This window comes from Roseateles toxinivorans (genome assembly GCF_004362525.1).
Classification (GTDB): Bacteria; Pseudomonadota; Gammaproteobacteria; order Burkholderiales; family Burkholderiaceae_C; genus Paucibacter; species Paucibacter toxinivorans.
In genome coordinates, this window is record NZ_SNXS01000001.1 from 68,554 (window position 1) to 85,739 (window position 17,186).

The 17,186-nt window shown below is 66.5% G+C and carries 17 protein-coding genes; 9 read left to right on the forward strand and 8 right to left on the reverse strand.

From position 1 onward, the window contains the following. Positions 1-49: 49 nt before the first annotated feature. From DES47_RS00275 to DES47_RS00285, 3 genes are all read right to left on the reverse strand, one after another. Positions 50-718, reverse strand: coding sequence for a hypothetical protein (locus tag DES47_RS00275; protein WP_133698678.1), 669 nt, complete (start codon positions 716-718; stop codon positions 50-52). 81 nt (positions 719-799) lie between these two features. Next, positions 800-1,816 carry an HpcH/HpaI aldolase/citrate lyase family protein gene (locus DES47_RS00280; protein WP_425057394.1) on the reverse strand — a complete coding sequence of 339 codons (1,017 nt, stop codon included), beginning with the start codon at positions 1,814-1,816 and terminating at the stop codon, positions 800-802. 80 nt (positions 1,817-1,896) lie between these two features. Next, positions 1,897-2,883: a malate dehydrogenase gene (locus DES47_RS00285; protein WP_133698679.1), complete on the reverse strand. Its 987-nt coding sequence runs from the start codon at positions 2,881-2,883 to the stop codon at positions 1,897-1,899. A gap of 206 nt (positions 2,884-3,089) precedes the next feature. Here DES47_RS00285 and DES47_RS00290 point away from each other — a divergent pair, with 206 nt between their 5' ends. The 9 genes from DES47_RS00290 (at position 3,090) to DES47_RS00330 (ending at position 11,273) form a co-directional block, all read left to right on the forward strand. Then, positions 3,090-3,860, forward strand: a complete 771-nt coding sequence (locus tag DES47_RS00290) for a GntR family transcriptional regulator (RefSeq protein WP_133698680.1) — start codon at positions 3,090-3,092, stop codon at positions 3,858-3,860. 105 nt (positions 3,861-3,965) lie between these two features. Next, positions 3,966-4,388 carry a succinate dehydrogenase, cytochrome b556 subunit gene (gene sdhC, locus DES47_RS00295; RefSeq protein ID WP_133698681.1) on the forward strand — a complete coding sequence of 141 codons (423 nt, stop codon included), beginning with the start codon at positions 3,966-3,968 and terminating at the stop codon, positions 4,386-4,388. A 20-nt stretch (positions 4,389-4,408) separates the two neighbouring features. Then, complete coding sequence (gene sdhD / locus DES47_RS00300) at positions 4,409-4,771, forward strand: succinate dehydrogenase, hydrophobic membrane anchor protein (RefSeq protein ID WP_133698682.1); 363 nt, start codon at positions 4,409-4,411, stop codon at positions 4,769-4,771. After that, a complete protein-coding gene (gene sdhA, locus DES47_RS00305) occupies positions 4,771-6,567 on the forward strand; it encodes a succinate dehydrogenase flavoprotein subunit (RefSeq protein ID WP_133698683.1) in 1,797 nt (598 codons plus the stop codon). The genes sdhD and sdhA overlap by 1 nt, the downstream gene beginning before the upstream one ends. A gap of 41 nt (positions 6,568-6,608) precedes the next feature. Continuing rightward, the gene (locus DES47_RS00310; RefSeq protein WP_133698684.1) at positions 6,609-7,313 is read left to right on the forward strand and encodes a succinate dehydrogenase iron-sulfur subunit; all 705 of its coding nucleotides are present in this window, start codon (positions 6,609-6,611) and stop codon (positions 7,311-7,313) included. Between the two features lie 34 nt (positions 7,314-7,347). Then, positions 7,348-7,659, forward strand: a complete 312-nt coding sequence (locus tag DES47_RS00315; protein WP_133698685.1) for an FAD assembly factor SdhE — start codon at positions 7,348-7,350, stop codon at positions 7,657-7,659. Beyond that, positions 7,659-8,969 carry a citrate synthase gene (gltA, locus tag DES47_RS00320; RefSeq protein ID WP_133699656.1) on the forward strand — a complete coding sequence of 437 codons (1,311 nt, stop codon included), beginning with the start codon at positions 7,659-7,661 and terminating at the stop codon, positions 8,967-8,969. The genes DES47_RS00315 and gltA overlap by 1 nt, the downstream gene beginning before the upstream one ends. Positions 8,970-9,146: 177 nt before the next feature. Continuing rightward, entirely contained in the window at positions 9,147-10,817 is a 1,671-nt protein-coding gene (locus tag DES47_RS00325; protein ID WP_166651791.1) for a sulfurtransferase, read from the forward strand. A gap of 36 nt (positions 10,818-10,853) precedes the next feature. Further along, complete coding sequence (locus DES47_RS00330) at positions 10,854-11,273, forward strand: SirB2 family protein (protein ID WP_133698687.1); 420 nt, start codon at positions 10,854-10,856, stop codon at positions 11,271-11,273. A 15-nt stretch (positions 11,274-11,288) separates the two neighbouring features. Here the strand turns inward: DES47_RS00330 and DES47_RS00335 are convergent, their stop codons facing one another. Genes DES47_RS00335 through DES47_RS00355 form a run of 5 tightly spaced genes read right to left on the reverse strand, consistent with a single transcriptional unit; the run spans position 11,289 to position 17,151 of the window. Beyond that, positions 11,289-11,504, reverse strand: coding sequence for a hypothetical protein (locus tag DES47_RS00335; RefSeq protein WP_133698688.1), 216 nt, complete (start codon positions 11,502-11,504; stop codon positions 11,289-11,291). A gap of 50 nt (positions 11,505-11,554) precedes the next feature. Further along, positions 11,555-12,754: a lipase family alpha/beta hydrolase gene (locus DES47_RS00340; protein WP_243748099.1), complete on the reverse strand. Its 1,200-nt coding sequence runs from the start codon at positions 12,752-12,754 to the stop codon at positions 11,555-11,557. Positions 12,755-12,788: 34 nt separating this feature from the next. Continuing rightward, positions 12,789-13,919, reverse strand: coding sequence for an acetate/propionate family kinase (locus DES47_RS00345; protein ID WP_133698689.1), 1,131 nt, complete (start codon positions 13,917-13,919; stop codon positions 12,789-12,791). Positions 13,920-13,927: 8 nt separating this feature from the next. After that, positions 13,928-15,355 (reverse strand): bifunctional enoyl-CoA hydratase/phosphate acetyltransferase, encoded by a 1,428-nt coding sequence (locus DES47_RS00350; RefSeq protein WP_133698690.1) that lies wholly within the window; start codon positions 15,353-15,355, stop codon positions 13,928-13,930. Between the two features lie 41 nt (positions 15,356-15,396). Next, positions 15,397-17,151 carry a PHA/PHB synthase family protein gene (locus DES47_RS00355; protein WP_133698691.1) on the reverse strand — a complete coding sequence of 585 codons (1,755 nt, stop codon included), beginning with the start codon at positions 17,149-17,151 and terminating at the stop codon, positions 15,397-15,399. Positions 17,152-17,186: the final 35 nt, after the last annotated feature.

Here is a 17,186-nt window from a genome sequence, read left to right on the forward strand (position 1 = left end):
ACCGGGGTTTGCCCGGATGATTTGCTGCCCGACCTCGGGCGTTGCAGCTTCAGCGTGTGGGAGTGATCACCGGCGTGCCGGCGGCCACCACCGGCGGTGGCGCATCCGGCGTGGCGGTGCCGTCGGTGCCGGTGTTGGTGACGATATTGGTCGTGCTGCGCGGGCCGGTGGCGACAATGGGCCCGGTCACCGGGACGATGCCGATGCCGCTGCCGCCCGTGGGATTGGCCGCATTGGCGGCGATCAGGGCCCGCTGCTCGGAGTGGGTGCAGCTGTCCACCATGCGCTGGCCGATGCGGCTGTTCATCAGCATCGACTTGGTCGGGATCTGCAGCCACATCATGCCGTTGCGCTTGTCCTCCAGTCGCACGGCGCCGGTGGTGGTGGGCTCGGGTGCCATGGTGAAGATCTGGTTCTTGAACAGCACCTGGAACAGGCCGGCGCGCTGCGGATGCGGCACGACTTTGACGGTCTGATTGAACTCGCACTGGGCGTCGCCATGGTTGACGCGCTGCGCGGCGGCGAGCTGATCCTCGGACAGCACCTCGTCCTCCACCGCTGCCGCCACCGGGGCAGCGACGGGAACAGGGGCCTTCTTGGCTACCGGGCGCTGGCGCTTGGGCGCAGGCGTGTCCTTGACGGCGGCCGCGGCCCAGGCCGTGTTCAGCTGCAGGGCGGCGAGCAGGGCGGCAAGCGCGATAAGAGTGGGTTTCGTCATGATTTGTCTGCGGGGGCAGTCTTGCGTTGGCTTGCCAACAATTGTGCGGGTGATTGGAAACCCTCTTGTGACGATTTGCAATCAGGGCTTGCCATCGAAATAGGCCACCCGCACCTCGGCCGGCAGCGGCTGGCCGGTGCGGTGGGCTCGTTCCAGCAACTGCCAGAAGTAGCGGAAGCTGGCCCGGTCGTGCAGGGTGTCCTGGTTGCCATGGCGGTGGCTGATCGGCGCCCAGTGGGCGGCCTGGGCGGCCTGGATGATCTCGATCGCTTCGTCGATCTCGGCCGCACTCGGCGCGAAGGCGTCGATGATGGGCTGGATCTGCGCCGGGTGGATGCTCCACATGCGCATATAGCCGAACTCGCGCGAGGCTTTGGTGGCCGCGGCCTCGATCGCGTGCTTGTCCTTGAACTCGGTCACCACGCAGTGAGAGGGCGTCTTGCCATGGCCGTGGGCGGCGGCGGCAATCTCCAGCTTGGCGCGTACCACCAGCGGATGGGTGAACTGGCCGTGAGCGCCCATCGCCGTCTTAGGGATGGCGCCGCGATGGGCGGAGACAAAATCCATCAAGCCAAACGACAGCGACTGGATGCGCGGCTCGGCGGCAATGGCCTGCACCTCGCGCAGCGCGCCGTGCGTCTCGATCAGCACATGAACGGGCAGCTCATGGCCCTTGCCATGGGCACGGACGGCTTCTGCGATATGCGCCAAGGCCTGCTGCACATCGGCCAGCCCCTGCGGTTTGGGCACCATCAGATAGGCCAGGCGGTCGCCGGTGCGGGAGATCAGCGTGTCCACATCGTCGGCAAAGGCCGGGTGATCGACCGGGTGCACGCGCGCGCCGACGCGGCCATGGCGGTTCTCGGCGCCGCCCACCATCTCAGCCACCATGCGCACATGCTCGGCCTCGCCGCCGATAGGCGCGCCGTCTTCGCAGTCCAGCGTGATGTCGAACACCGGGCCCAACTCGGCCTGCAGTTCCAGGCTCTTGCGCATGCGCGCCTCGACGCCGCAGTAGTGGTCGCACACCGGCAAGGTGGTGGCGGCGTCGCCGTCTTCGAACAGAGCGTCGCGGGGATGTAACGAGGTCGTGGTCACTTTTTTGCGAGTCCAGATGCGGCAAGAGCCGTCATGTTGCCATGACGGCTCTTGCGGATTTACAACAAAAATTCAGCGGATCACAGCAGGTGCTTCACGCCGTCCTGCTCGCCCTGCAGCTCGGCCAGGGTCTTGTTGATGCACTCTTGCGAGAAGGCATCGATCTCCAGGCCAGCCACGATCTTGTACTCGCCGCCTTCGCAGGTGACGGGGTAGCCGAACATGACTTCCTTCGGGATGCCGTATTCGCCGTTCGACGGGATGCCCATCGTCACCCACTTGCCGTTGGTGCCCAGGGCCCAGTCGCGCATATGGTCGATGGCGGCATTGGCGGCCGAGGCGGCTGACGACAGGCCGCGCGCTTCGATGATGGCGGCGCCGCGCTTGCCGACGGTGGGCAGGAACACGTCCTTGTTCCAGACCTGGTCGTTGATCATGTCCTTGACCGAGGCGCCGTCGATGGTGGCGTAGCGGTAATCGGCATACATCGTCGGCGAGTGGTTGCCCCACACGGCCAGCTTCTCGATGGACGAGACCGGCTTGCCTGTCTTGGCGGCGATCTGGCTCAGGGCACGGTTGTGGTCCAGGCGCAGCATGGCGGTGAAGTTCTTGGCCGGCAGATCCGGGGCCGACTTCATCGCGATATAGGCATTGGTGTTGGCCGGGTTGCCGACCACCAGTACCTTGACGTTGCGCGAGGCCACGGCATTCAGGGCCTTGCCCTGGGCGGTGAAAATCTGGCCATTGATGGCCAGCAGCTCGGCACGCTCCATGCCGGCCTTGCGGGGCATCGAACCGACCAGCAGCGCGTAGTCGGTGTCCTTGAAAGCGGTCATCGGGTCGCTGTGCGCTTCCATGCCCACCAGCAGCGGGAAGGCGCAGTCTTCCAACTCCATCATCACGCCCTTGAGCGCCTTCTGCGGGCCCTCGACCGGAACTTCCAGCAGTTGCAGGATGACGGGCTGGTCCTTGCCCAGCATTTCGCCGGAGGCGATGCGGAACAGCAGGGCGTAGCCGATCTGGCCAGCGGCGCCGGTGACGGCGACGCGAACGGGTTTCTTGCTCATGAGAAGGCTCCTAAAGCGTGGGGATGGAGAGAGGGAAGGACAGAAATTGCTTGAAATTGGGCGCAGGCATGGAGTGGATTTTCCAGGCTGGACAGCCCGCAAGTGTAGGGCAGAGCAAGGGAGAACCCGAAGTGAAAAGCCTGATTCGGCTCAATCCTATGTCTTATATAAGACAAAAAGGGCCGGCCTGTGGTGCAATGCGCGCCATGGCCCCTCCCAACTCCTCACTGCTCGACGCCGAAGCGCAGGCCGGCGCTGCCGGGCCCAATTTCAGCCCGCTTTACAAGCAGATCAAGGGCTTGCTGACGCGCAGCCTGCAGTCGAGTGAATGGAAACCCGGCGAGGCGATTCCCAGCGAGATGGAGCTGGCCGCCCGCTACAAGGTCAGCCAGGGCACGGTGCGCAAGGCCATCGACGAGTTGGCGGCCGAGAACCTGCTCGTGCGCCGCCAGGGCAAGGGCACCTTTGTTGCCACTCACGCCGAGCAGAAGATCCAGTACCGCTTTCTGCGCCTGACGCCCGATGTCGGCGCGGGGCCAGGGCTTGAGCGCCAGCTGCTGGATTGCCGCCGCGTGCGCGCCCCGGCCGAGGTGGCGCGGTCGCTGGGCCTGCGCACCGGCGACGCGATGGTGCAGGTGCGGCGCATGCTGCACGCGAGCGGCGTGCCGGTGGTGCTGGATGAGATCTGGCTGCCCGGCCATCTGTTCAAGGGACTTACCGCCGAGCGCTTGAACGAACACCGCGGCCCGATGTATGGCCTGTTCGAGACCGAATTCGGGGTGCGCATGATACGGGCGGAAGAAAAAATCCGCGCCGTGGCCGCCGATGCCCTCAGTGCCGAGCTGCTGCAGGTGCCGCCGGGCAGCCCCTTGCTCAGCGTTGAGCGCCTATCGCACACCTATCATGACCGGCCGGTGGAGCTGCGCCGCGGGCTTTACAACACCTCCGGACACTTCTATCGCAATGAACTGAGCTGAAGCTGACGCCGGCGTGGTGTGCAAATCACGTCATTGCGTCGAGCAAGGGTGCTGCATTGCAATAAAATCATCGGGTTTCATCGGATTACATAAAAAAGGCGAAGCATGGCTGCAACTCAAAAACAAAGACCGGGAACCATGCGTCTGATCGACGCCTTGCAGTACCGTCTGCCACTGGCCGGGGTGGTCTCCATCCTGCATCGCGCCAGCGGCATGCTGATGTTCCTCCTGATGCCCTTCATCATCTGGATGTTCGACACCAGCCTCTCGACAGAGATCTCCTACGATCAATTCACCAACGCCTTCGTGGCCGGCATCGGCTTCCTGCCGGGCTGGTTCATCAAGCTGGTCTGCCTGGGTCTGATCTGGGCCTATCTGCACCACTTCATTGCCGGCGTGCGCCATCTGTGGATGGACATGACTCACAGCGTCAGCAAGGAGCAGGGCCGCTCCAGCGCCGTCGTCACCTTGGGCTCTAGCCTGCTGCTGACCGCAGCGCTGGGTGCCAAGCTGTTCGGCCTGTACTGAATCACGAAGGAAGAGGACGTATGAATCCCAATTTTGGTTCCAAGCGCCTGGTCGTCGGCGCCCACTACGGTGCCCGCGACTGGCTCGCGCAGCGCGTCACCGCGGTGCTGATGGCCCTGTTCACGATCGTCGTGCTGGCCCAGGTCCTGATGCCTGGCGCACTGGGCTACGACCGCTGGGCGGGCATTTTTTCGCAGCAATGGATGAAGTTTCTGACCTTCGTCACGATTGTTGCCTTGCTTTATCACGCGTGGGTAGGCATGCGTGACATCTGGATGGACTATGTGCAGCACGTCGGCGTTCGCCTGGTGATGCATGTGTTCACCCTTGTTTGGTTGGTGGGTTGTGCCGGCTGGGCGATCCAAGTGCTGTGGAGACTGTGATGACGGTGGCAACGACTATCCCTAAGCGTAAATTCGATGTGGTCATCGTCGGAGCCGGTGGCTCTGGCATGCGTGCCTCGCTGCAGCTGTCGCTGGCCGGCCTGAATGTGGCCGTGCTGTCCAAGGTCTTCCCGACCCGCTCGCACACGGTGGCCGCCCAAGGCGGCATCGGCGCCTCGCTGGGCAATATGAGCGAGGACAACTGGCACTATCACTTCTTCGACACCGTCAAGGGTTCGGACTGGCTCGGTGACCAGGACGCGATCGAATATATGTGCCGCGAAGCGCCCAAGGTCGTCTACGAGCTCGAGCATTTCGGCATGCCCTTCGACCGCAACCCGGACGGCACCATCTATCAGCGCCCGTTCGGTGGCCACACGGCCAACTACGGCGAGAAGCCGGTGCAGCGCGCCTGCGCCGCCGCCGACCGCACCGGCCACGCGATGCTGCACACGTTGTACCAGCAGAACGTCAAGGCGCGCACCCAGTTCTTCGTCGAGTGGATGGCGCTGGACCTGATACGCGACGCCGAGGGCGATGTCGTCGGCGTGACCGCGCTGGAGATGGAAACCGGCGAGCTGCACATCATGGAAGCCAAGACCGTGTTGCTGGCCACCGGTGGGGCAGGGCGCATCTTCGCGGCTTCGACCAATGCCTTCATCAACACCGGTGACGGCCTGGGCATGGCGGCCCGTGCCGGCATTCCGCTGGAGGACATGGAGTTCTGGCAGTTCCACCCGACCGGCGTGCACAACGCCGGCGTGCTGCTGACCGAAGGCTGCCGCGGCGAGGGCGCGATCCTGCGCAACGTCAATGGCGAGCGCTTCATGGAGCGCTATGCACCGACCCTGAAAGACCTGGCCCCGCGCGATTTCGTCTCGCGCTGCATGGACCAGGAGATCAAGGAAGGCCGTGGCTGCGGTCCGAACAAGGACTACATCCAGCTGGACATGACCCACCTCGGCGGCGAGACCATCATGAAGCGCCTGCCCAGCGTGTTCGAGATCGGTCACAACTTCGCCAACGTCGACATCACAAAGGAACCGATCCCCGTGGTGCCGACCATCCACTACCAGATGGGTGGCATCCCGACCAATATCCATGGTCAGGTGGTCGTGCCCAAGGACGGCCAGCCCAACACGGTGGTCAACGGTCTGTACGCGGTCGGCGAATGCGCCTGCGTCAGCGTGCACGGCGCGAATCGCCTGGGCACCAACTCGCTGCTGGACCTGCTGGTGTTCGGCCGTGCGGCCGGCAACCACATCGTCGATTCGGGCCTGAAGGGCAAGACGCACAAGCCGCTGCCGCTTGACGCCGGCGAGCAGTCGGCCGCCCGCGTGGCCCGTCTGGACAGCAGCAACTCCGGTGAGTACGCACAGGACGTGGCCAACGATCTGCGCAACGCGATGCAGCGTCATGCCGGCGTGTTCCGCACCCAGGCCATGCTCAACGAGGGCGTGAGCCAGATCGCCGAGATCGCAAAGCGGGTGAAGAACATCACCTTGAAGGACAAGTCCAAGGTCTTCAACACCGCCCGCATCGAGGCGCTGGAGGTCGAGAACCTGATCGAGGCGGCGCAGGCGACCATCGTGTCGGCCGCGGCCCGCACCGAGAGCCGCGGCGCGCACACGGTCGACGACTATGCCGACAGCCCCGAGTTCCCGAACGGCCGCAATGACAAGCAGTGGATGAAGCACACGCTGTGGTATTCCGAAGGCAACCGCCTGGACTACAAGCCGGTGAACCTGAAGCCGCTGACGGCTGAATCGATTCCGCCCAAAGTGCGCACGTTCTGACGAGTGCTGAGAGCGAAGCCCGAACATACCTAGGAATTCAAATGACCAAGCGCACCTTCCAGATTTACCGCTACGACCCGGACAAGGATGCCAAGCCCTATATGCAGACGCTGGAGGTCGAACTGGACGGCTCCGAGCGCATGCTGCTGGACGCCCTGGGCAAGCTCAAGGCGGTGGACCCGACCTTGAGCTTCCGCCGCAGCTGCCGCGAAGGCGTGTGCGGCTCGGACGCGATGAACATCAATGGCAAGAACGGTCTGGCCTGCCTGACCAATATGCTGACCCTGCCGGGCACCATCGTGTTGAAGCCGCTGCCAGGTCTGCCCGTGATCCGCGACCTGATCGTGGACATGACGCAGTTCTTCAAGCAGTACAACTCGATCAAGCCCTACCTCGTCAACGACACGCCTCCGCCCGACAAGGAGCGTCTGCAGCTGCCCGTCGAGCGCGACGAGCTCAACGGCCTGTACGAGTGCATCCTGTGCGCCAGCTGCTCGACCGCCTGCCCCAGCTTCTGGTGGAACCCGGACAAGTTCGTCGGCCCGGCCGGTCTGCTGCAGGCCTACCGCTTCATCGCCGACAGCCGCGACCAGGCCACCGGCGAGCGCCTGGATAATCTTGAAGATCCGTACCGCCTGTTCCGCTGCCACACCATCATGAATTGCGTGGACGTCTGCCCCAAGGGCCTGAACCCCAGCAAGGCGATCGGCAAGATCAAAGAGCTGATGGTCAGGCGCGCGGTCTAAGCCACACCACCACCGGGATCACGCAGTACCCACCATGGATACCCTTCTGAGTGAGCGGTCATTGAGCAAACTGCGCTGGCGTTGCCGGCGCGGCCTGCTAGAAAACGATCTGCTGATAGAGCGGTTCTTCAATACCTATGCCCATACGCTGACCGAGGCGCAGGGGCAGGGCATGAATACCTTGATGGAACTGGCCGACAACGACCTGCTGGACCTGCTGCTGTCGCGCAAGGAGCCCGGCCCCGAGTTGGACTTGCCCGAAGTTCGTGAGGTGCTGGGCATGCTCAAGCCTGTATCTCATCCGTCATTCCCCCCGATACCACGAACCCCAGAGGAATCAATATGATGACCCCGTCCGACGTGAAAGCCACCCTGTCGTTCTCCGACGGCAGCCCCAGCATGGATCTGCCCCTGTACAAGGGCAGCATCGGTCCGGACGTGATCGACATCCGCAAGCTCTACGCCCAGACCGGCAAGTTCACCTACGACCCGGGCTTTCTTTCGACTGCCTCGTGCAACTCGACCATCACCTATATCGATGGCGACAAGGGCGAACTGCTGTATCGCGGCTACCCGATCGAGCAACTGGCCACCAACTGCGACTTCCTGGAAACCTGCTATCTGCTGTTGAAGGGCGAACTGCCCAATGCGGCGCAGAAGCAGGACTTCGTCGGCCGCGTCACCAATCACACGATGGTGAACGAGCAGATGCAGTTCTTCCTGCGCGGCTTCCGCCGTGATGCGCACCCGATGGCCGTGCTGACCGGCCTGGTCGGCGCGCTGTCGGCCTTCTACCACGACAGCACGGACATCAACAATCCGCAGCACCGTGAGATCGCCGCCATCCGCCTGATCGCCAAGCTGCCCACCCTGGTGGCCATGGCCTACAAGTACACCGTGGGCCAGCCCTATGTGTACCCGAAGAACGATCTGGGCTATACCGCGAACTTCATGCGAATGATGTTCGCCACGCCCTGCGAAGAGTACGTGCCCAACGAGGTGCTGGTGCGCGCGATGGACCGCATCTTCATCCTGCACGCCGACCACGAGCAGAACGCCTCCACCTCGACCGTGCGCCTGTGCGGTTCGTCGGGCACCAACCCGTTCGCGGCGATTGCTGCCGGCGTGGCCTGCCTGTGGGGCCCGGCCCACGGCGGCGCCAATGAGGCGGCGCTGAACATGCTGGAAGACATCCAGCGTAATGGCGGCGTCGAGAAGATCGGCGAGTTCATCAAGCAGGTCAAGGACAAGAACTCCAGCGTCAAGCTGATGGGCTTCGGTCACCGTGTCTACAAGAACTACGACCCGCGCGCCAAGCTGATGCGCGAGACCTGCCACGAGGTGCTCAACGCACTGGGCCTGCATGACGACCCGCTGTTCAAGCTGGCCATGGCGCTGGAGAAGATCGCCCTGGAAGACGACTACTTCGTGTCGCGCAAGCTGTACCCGAACGTCGACTTCTACTCGGGCATCGTGCAACGCGCCGTGGGCATCCCGGTCAGCCTGTTCACCGCCATCTTCGCGCTGGCACGTACTGTCGGCTGGATCGCCCAGCTCAACGAGATGATCGGCGACCCCGAGTACAAGATCGGCCGCCCGCGCCAGCTCTTCGTCGGCTCCGAGCGCCGCGACGTGACGCCGATGGCACAGCGCTGAGACTGTGCAGTCCTGAAGTGACGGGCCCCCTGCAGTGATGCAGGGGGCCTTTTTCTTGCTGCTCGTCGTTCGTCTGCGGCTGGCGCGGCCGGATCCGGCCCGGCTGCAGCCTGTCGCATGTGGCTGGCCCCGGTGCGCCTGGGCGGCCAAAGTGAGGCTCCGCAACAGGAGCGTGCCATGCCCAAGTCAGTCTCAAATCGCTGGAGTCAATGGATTCTGCTGGCCCTCGCCAGCTGCCTGTTGATGCTGCAGCCCGCCTGGGCACAGCAGGGCCGCCAGGGCCATCTGGTGAACGTGGCCTGGCTGGAGCAGGCCCTGAAGAGCGGCGAGGTGCTGCTGCTCGACGCCTCGGTCACGCCGCTGTACACGGCCAAGCATATTGCCGGGGCCGTCAGCGTCGATCTGTATCGCTACGGCAACCGGGAGGTCGCGCCGGAGGTGATGGAGCGTCGCCTGCAGTCCTGGGGCGTGAGCCCGGGCAGGAAGATCGTCATCTACGACCAGGGCGGCACGAATATGGCCACGCGGCTGTTCTTCGATCTCTACTACCAGGGCGTGCCGGCCGAGGACCTCTTCATCCTCGATGGGGGGCTGGCAAAGTGGCAGGCCGACGGAGGGGCGGTGACCCAGGAGGCCGTGCCGCCGCAGCCCGGGACCTTTCGCCTGCAGGCCGTCCGGGACGAGGTGCGGGTACGGCTGCCCGAGTTCCTGAACGCGGCGGGCGACCCCGCCAACCACGCCGTGGTCGATGCGCTGGAGCCCGGCTACTATGTCGGCGAGGCGAAGTTCTTCGACCGGGCGGGCCATGTGCCCAATGCCATCATGCTGCCCGGCGAAGACTTCTACAACGCCGACAAGACCTTCAAGTCGCCGGAAGAAATCGCCCGCATGGTCGGCTACCTGGGCATACGGCCCGAGCAGCAGATTCACAGCTATTGCGGCGGCGGCGTGGCCGCCAGCGTGCCCTTCTTCGCGCTGAAGTTCATCCTGAACTATCCCAAGGTCAAGCTGTACCGGGAGTCGCAGCTGGAGTGGCTGCAGGACTCGCGCGGCCTGCCGCTCTGGACCGAGGCCGCGCCGCAACTGAAGCGCGACATGAGCTGGCTCAACGGCTGGGGCAGCCGGATGATGCGTACCTATGGCGGCTCCAAGATCAATGTCATCGATGTTCGCCCACCCGAGGCCTACCGGCTGGGCCATGTGCCCTATGCGCTGAGCCTGCCCGCCGAGCTGTTCAGCGGCAGCCTGGACAAGCCCGCCGCCCTGGCCGAGCGCCTGGGCCCGGCGGGCGTCAACCCCGATACCGAGACGGTGATCGTGTCGGACGGGGGGCTGAACCCGCACTCGGCCCTGGCCTATCTGATGTTCCAGCGGCTGGGCCACCAGAGGGTGTCGGTGCTGATGGACTCCGTCGATGAGTGGGGCCTGAAGGGCTTGCCGCTGGCCAAGGAGGCCACCGTCGTGGGCGCGCCCAAGGCACCGCAGGACATGGCCGTGCCGGCCAGCGTCTATCCGGTTCGGCTGCGCGACGACGTCCTTGTCCGCGATGCCAAGAGCAGCAAGGGCCGCTACCCCAAGGTCTTCATCGCCTCGGGCCAGGCGGCGCCGGCCGATGGCGGCGATGTGCGGCGCCACGGCAAGACCGTTCATCTGCCCTACAAGGAACTGCTGAATGCCGATGGCTCGCCCAAGGCCGCCAAGGACATCTGGAAGGCGCTCGTCAAGGCCGGCGTGCCGAGGTATGCCGAGATCGTCTGCTTTTCCGACGACCCCGGCGAGGCGGCCGTCAACTACTACATCCTCAAGCTGATGGGCTTTCCCGACGTCAAGGTCCTGCTGCAGGGTTGAGCGCCGCCCGACCCGGGCTTGACAGTGAGGCGACCAGTGGCGAAGCTCGGTGCCAGCAACCACCGCGGCGGCGCCATGTACTCCTACAACCAGCAGATGAGCGAGATCCATGCCTTGCTGGCCTGGAGCTTCATCGCCCTGTTCCTGATTCGCGGCCTGGCTCTGCGGCTCGGTGCGAGCTGGGTGCCCGACATGCTGGTGCTGGTGTTCGGCGCCCTGGTGCTGCTGATCGTCACCGGCCTGAGCCTGTGGGTGCTGCGCTACCACAATCCGCTGCGCGACACCTGGCTGCTGGCCAAGCTGCTGGCCTTTGCCGGCTACGGCTTCATCGCCCACCGTGCGCTGGGTCAGGAGGGGCACCTGCGCCTGCCCGAGTACGTGGCGGCCCTGCTGCTGCTGGCCTACATCATGGGGGCGTCCTACACCCGCAGCGCGGCGTTGGGGCTGCTGGGCTGAGGTCGACCGTACGGCTCAGCGCCGCTCTCCCGGCCGCCCCTTCTGCCGGCAGCCGGCATCCCGGAACGGTCCGTCGGCCAGCTTCCAGCCCTCTCCAGGCTTGAGCTGGTTGCAGTAGAGCTCGCCATTGACCTGGCTGCGCCATTGGTACCAGGGGGCGGAGGCCGCGGGCAGGGCGCCGGCTAGGCCGGTCAGCGCGATGAGCAGCAGTGAGCGGGCCGATTTGAGCATCTGCCCATGCTGCCCGATGCCGCGCGCGTCAATCGCTCAAAAAGCCTGCCTCATTCGGCCAGCCACTGGCGCAGGCGGCGGTACACGCCCTTGTCGCTGAGCAGGTCCAGATGATTGACGCCGCGGGCCACCCACTGATGCGAGGCCGGAATCCGTAGGTCACGGCTTGCGTCGGCGTGCTGGCCCAGCGCGCTGGCCACCGGCACCAGGCCGTCGCCCAGCCAGTCGTGGGCCCCCGCACGGTCGGTCCTGGGGCTCAGGCTGCCGGCCAGCGCGTAGCAGGCCATGCCGGCGGGCAGGGGCAGGGATGAGCGCTGGTCGGCCTGGACAAAGCGGGTGTCGTCGTCCCAGTCGCCGTCCAGCAGATTGCCGTGACGCAGATCGGTGATGCCGGCGCTGCGCAGGCCCGACAGCCGGGTCAGCGGCGCCGCATAGGAGCTGACGCCCAGGCCGCGGTGCAGCCAGTTGCCGCCGCGCTCGAGCGGCGCGCCGTGGTGCGGGCTGCCCAGCAGCACCAGCTTGTGCAGAACCCGGGGCCAGGCCATGCCGGCCTCCAGCGCCTGGTGCAGGGCGCTGCGCGCGACCAGGCCACCCATGCTGTGACCGATGATGGCCAGCTCGCTCACCGGCTCGGGCCAGGAGCCCAGCAACTGCTCCAGCTGCGCGGCCAGGTCGCGGCCATTGATGGAGATGTGCTGCCCGGTGTTGTAGCGGGCATAGACCGCCGCGTAGCCCAGTGATTCGGCCAGCGCCTGCCCATGGTCATGGCCCTTGCGCGACCACTGCAGGTCATTCATGCACAGGCCGTGAATCAGCAGCAGCACCCGGCCGCCGGCGGGGGGCAGCTGAGGGCGCAGCTGCATCTGTATCGCCAGCGGGTTGCCACTGGCCACCAGGTGATCGCCCATCACACCGTTCAGGGCCGCCACCAGCGCGTCGCGGCGGGGCATGCGCTGGTCCTCGGGCACCTCGCGCAGCGAGGCCTGCAGGCCGGCCTCGGCCAGGGCCAGCGCGCCGTCCAGGCCCTTGCCGACCAGCCGGTTCGTGCCCTGGATGCTGCGATAGACCAGGCCGGTGATGCCTCGTGTGGGCCTCTCGGCCACCGGGCCCACCGGGCGCGCCACCCGGGTGATGCGCGAGTGCATGGCCTCGACGATGCCGGTCATGCCGCTGACGCTATCGACAAGCAGGCGCAGGCCGCCGCGCAGATCACTGACGGTGCTGCGCTTCTTCGACATCATCTTGACCATGCGTGGCTCCTGCTCGTGCCCGCCGATTGTGACCTCAGCTGGGCTTGTTCAAGCAGGCCAGCGCATCTCGCGCCGCGATCCATTCCTCATTGGTGGGCTCCACGGCCACGCGCACGCGGCTTTCGGTGTTCGAGATCGTCGCCGCATGGCCCGCGTTGGCGGCCTCGTCCAGCACCAGGCCCAGAAAGCCCAGGCCACGGCAGATGCGGGCCCGGATCTCGGCGTTGTGCTCGCCGACGCCGGCGGTGAAGACCAGCAGGTCCAGCCCGCCCAGTACCGCCACCATCGCGCCGATTTCGCGCACGATGCGCCGCACATAGAGGTCCAGCGCCGCCTGCACGCGCGGGTTGCCAGTCTCCTGGGCGAGCAGCGCGCGCGGGTCGGCCGATACACCCGACAGGCCCAGCAGCCCCGACTCGTGATACAGCAGATGACCGAGCTGCTCGACGCTGAGCTTTTCCACCTCCATCAGGTAGAGCACGGCGCCCGGGTCCAGCGCGCCGCAGCGCGTGCCCATCATCAGGCCGTCCAGCGCCGAGAAGCCCATCGTCGTGGCTACGCTTTGCAGGTCCTGCATCGCGCACAGGCTGGCGCCGCTGCCCAGATGCGCCACCAGCGTGCGGCCCCGCGCCAACGCGCCGTGGCGCTCGGGCAGCACCACCGCCAGGTACTCGTAGGACAGGCCGTGAAAGCCGTAGCGCCGCAGGCCGCGCTCCCAGGCCGAGTAGGGCAGCGGCAGGATCTGCTCGACCAGGGGCAGGGTGTGATGAAAGGCGGTGTCGAAGCAGGCGATCTGGGGCAGGTCGGGACGGGCCTCGAGCAGTACCGCTATCGCCTCCAGGGCGAAGGGCTGGTGCAAGGGCGCCAGCGGGATGAAGGACTTCAGGTCGACCAGCACGGCGGCATCCACCCGCACCGGCTCGGCGTACCTGGCTCCGCCGTGGACGACGCGGTGGGCGATCGCGGCGATCGGTCGGCCTTCGAGCCGGGCGAGGATTCGCGCCCGGATGTCATCCAGCGCCTGGTGATACGCCTCGCCGCTGCTCAGTCCCTCGACCTTGCCGCCCCATAGCGGCGTGCGTGGCAGCGGCGTTGTCCCAGCTTCGAACAGCGCGAACTTGATGCTGGACGAGCCGCAGTTGAGCACCACAACCACGGGGCTCATGGTCGATGTCATGGCGGGGTGCTCCGGTAGCGCTGGGCCAGCAGAAGGGCGATCGCGCAGGAGGCGATGCGCGACTCGCGCGAGTCGGCCCGGCTGGTCAGCACGATGGGCACGCGCGCACCCATCACGATGCCGGCGCTGGAGGCTCCGCCCAGATACTCCAGCTGCTTGGCCAGCATATTGCCGCTCTCGAGATCGGGCACGACCAGCACGTCGGCGCGGCCCGCCACCTCGGACACGATGCCCTTGATGCGCGCCGCGGCGATCGACACCGCGTTGTCGAAGGCCAGCGGCCCGTCCAGCAGCGCGCCGCTGATCTGGCCGCGATCGGCCATCTTGCACAGCGCGGCGGCGTCCAGCGTGGCCGGCATGTGCGGGTTGACGGTCTCCACCGCGGCCAGTATGGCCACGCGCGGCAGCTCGACACCGATCGCATGGGCCAGCGTGATGGCATTGCGGATGATGTCGGCCTTGTCGTCCAGCGTGGGCCTGATGTTGATCGCCGCGTCGGTGATGATGAAGGGGCGGGGATAGGCCGGCGTCTGCATCAGGAAGCAGTGGCTGATGCGGCGCTTGGTGCGCAGGCCGGTGCCAGCGGCGACCACGGCGGCCATCAGCTCGTCGGTGTGCAGGCTGCCCTTCATCAGGGCCTCGACCTCGCCGCGCACGGCCAGCTCGACGGCGCGTGCCGCGGCGGCATGGCTGTGCGCCACCTCCTCGATGATCTGGCCCCGCAGGTCCAGGCCGGCCTCCTGCGCCACCGCCTCCAGCCGTGCGCGCGGCGCCACCAGCACCGGGGTGATCAGGCCGGCGGCCTGGGCGTCCAGCGCAGCGGAGAGGCTGACCGCATCGCAGGGATGGACCACCGCGACGCGGATCGCGCCCAGTGGCCGCACATGGTCCAGCAGGCGCTGCAGACCGTCATTGCCTGGCGTCAGCCGGACCTCGGGCAGGGTGGTGCGGGCGCGTTCGATGTGCACGGTGGGGGCAATCACCTCGGCCTCGCCGGTGATGACGCTGAGGCCGTCCTGATTGACGCAGGCGCAGGCCAGCTTCAGGCGCTTGTTCGCCTCGTCGCGGGCGCTGACGGTGACGCTGATGGTCAGCTTGTCGCCGACCCGCACCGGCGCCAGGAAGCGCAGCGTCTGGCCCAGGTAGATGGTGCCCGGCCCGGGCAGACGCGTGCCCAGCACGGCCGAGATCAGGGCGCCGCCCAGCATGCCGTGGGCGATCACGCCGTGAAAGCGCGAGGCCGCGGCGAAGTCGTGGTCCAGGTGCTGCGGGTTGGCGTCACCCGACAGCACGGCGAAGAGCTGGATGTCCTCGGCCGTCAGCGTGCGTTCGATGGCGGCGGTCTCGCCGACGGTGATCTCGTCGAAGGTGCGATTGCGCACGCGGCTCAGGTCGCCGTCAAGGGTCTTGGGCAGGTCAGGCATGCTAGTCGTTCAATCGGGAAGTTGGCAGGGTGGAGGGCGCATCAACGCTGCAGCACATAGCTGCCGGGCGCCGCGCCCAGGGCCGGGTAGGCCTTGGCGCCGGTCCGGGGTGGTTTGACCCGAGCACCCGAGCGGGCCCGCAGCCAGTCCTGCCAGGCCGGCCACCAGGAGCCCTCCGCCTTGGGCGTCGCGGCCGCCCAGGCGTCCGGCGCGATGTAGGCGGCATGCTCGGGCTGGGTGCGTATCTGGTAGCTGCGGTGCGCATGGCCGGGCGGGCTGACGATGCCGGCGTTGTGTCCGCCGCTGGTCAGCACGAAGGTGATCTCGGCCTCGGTCAGGTGGTGCAGCTTGAACACCGAGCGCCAGGGCGCCACATGGTCGGTGACGGTGCCGACCATGAACACCGGCAGGTGCAGATCGCTCAGCGCCACCGCCTTGCCCCTGACCGGGTAGCGGCCCGAGGCGAGGTCGTTGTGCAGGAACAGCCGGCGCAGATACTGCGAATGCATGCGCGCGGGCATGCGCGTGGTGTCGGCATTCCAGGCCATCAGATCATTCATGCTGGCGCGTTCGCCCAGCAGGTACTCATTGACCAGGCGCGACCACAGCAGGTCCTGCGAGCGCAACATCTGGAAGGCACCGGCCATCTGCGCGGCCGTCAGGTAACCGGTCTGCGCCATCTTCGCTTCCAGCAGGCTGACCTGGCTTTCGTCGATGAACAGGCCGAGCTCGCCGGGCTCGGAGAAATCGGTCTGCGCGGCGAACAGGCTGATCGAGGCCAGGCGCCTGTCGCCGTCGCGCGCCATCGCGGCGGCGGCAATCGTCAGCAGCGTGCCGCCCAGGCAGTAGCCGGTGGCATGCACGCTGCGTTTCGGCACGATCGCGCCCACGGCGTCCAGCGCCGCCATCACGCCCTGTTCCAGGTAGTCGTCCATGCCCAGATCGCGATCGTCGGCGCCCGGGTTCAGCCAGGAAATGCAGAACACCGTGTGGCCCTGGTCGACCAGGTACTTGATCAGCGAGTTCTCCGGCGACAGGTCCAGGATGTAGTACTTCATGATCCAGGCCGGCACGATCAGGATGGGCTCGGGGTGCACGGTGGCCGTCGTCGGCGTGTACTGGATCAGCTCCATCAGGCGGTTCTTCAGCACCACGGTGCCGGGGGTGATGCCCACGTCGCGCCCGACCACAAAGGCCTCGGTGCCGGCGGCGGGTGCCTGCTGCGCCTGGCGCCGGATGTCGTCGCGGGCAAAGGCCGCGCCGCGCAGCAGATTGGCGCCGCCCTCGTCCAGCGTGCGCTTGAGCACCAGGGGGTTGGTGGCCAGATGGTTGCCGGGCGACAGCATGTCCAGCATCTGGCGCGCACCGAAGGCGACTAGGTCCTCGTGATGTTTCTCCACGCCCCAGACACCGTGCGTCGCCGCCGCCCACCATTGCTCGGTCAGCAGGAACGACTGGTGCATCAGATTGAAGGGCCATTGCTGCCACTCGGGCGCGGCAAAGCGGCGGTCGCGCAGCGGCGGCTCGACGGCGTCTCGGGTCTCGGGCGTGGCCGCCAGGCGCTCGCGGGCATAGCGGGCCAGCTCGTTGCCCTGCTGGAAGGCCAGGCGCAGCAGATCCATGCGCTGGCCCGGCGACAGGCTCAAATGCAGGGCCCAGTCGGCAAGGGCGAGCAGCGGCGAGGCGATGGACAGGGCCGAACCGGCGCTGGCCAGGGCGGCGTGGAGGGCGGGGTCGATGCGCTCGGCCAGAGGGCGGTCGAGGGCGTGCGGGGGCGTCGGCGCGGTGCTGGGCATGGGATCTCTGAGAGCGGGGCTTGCAGTCACTGTAG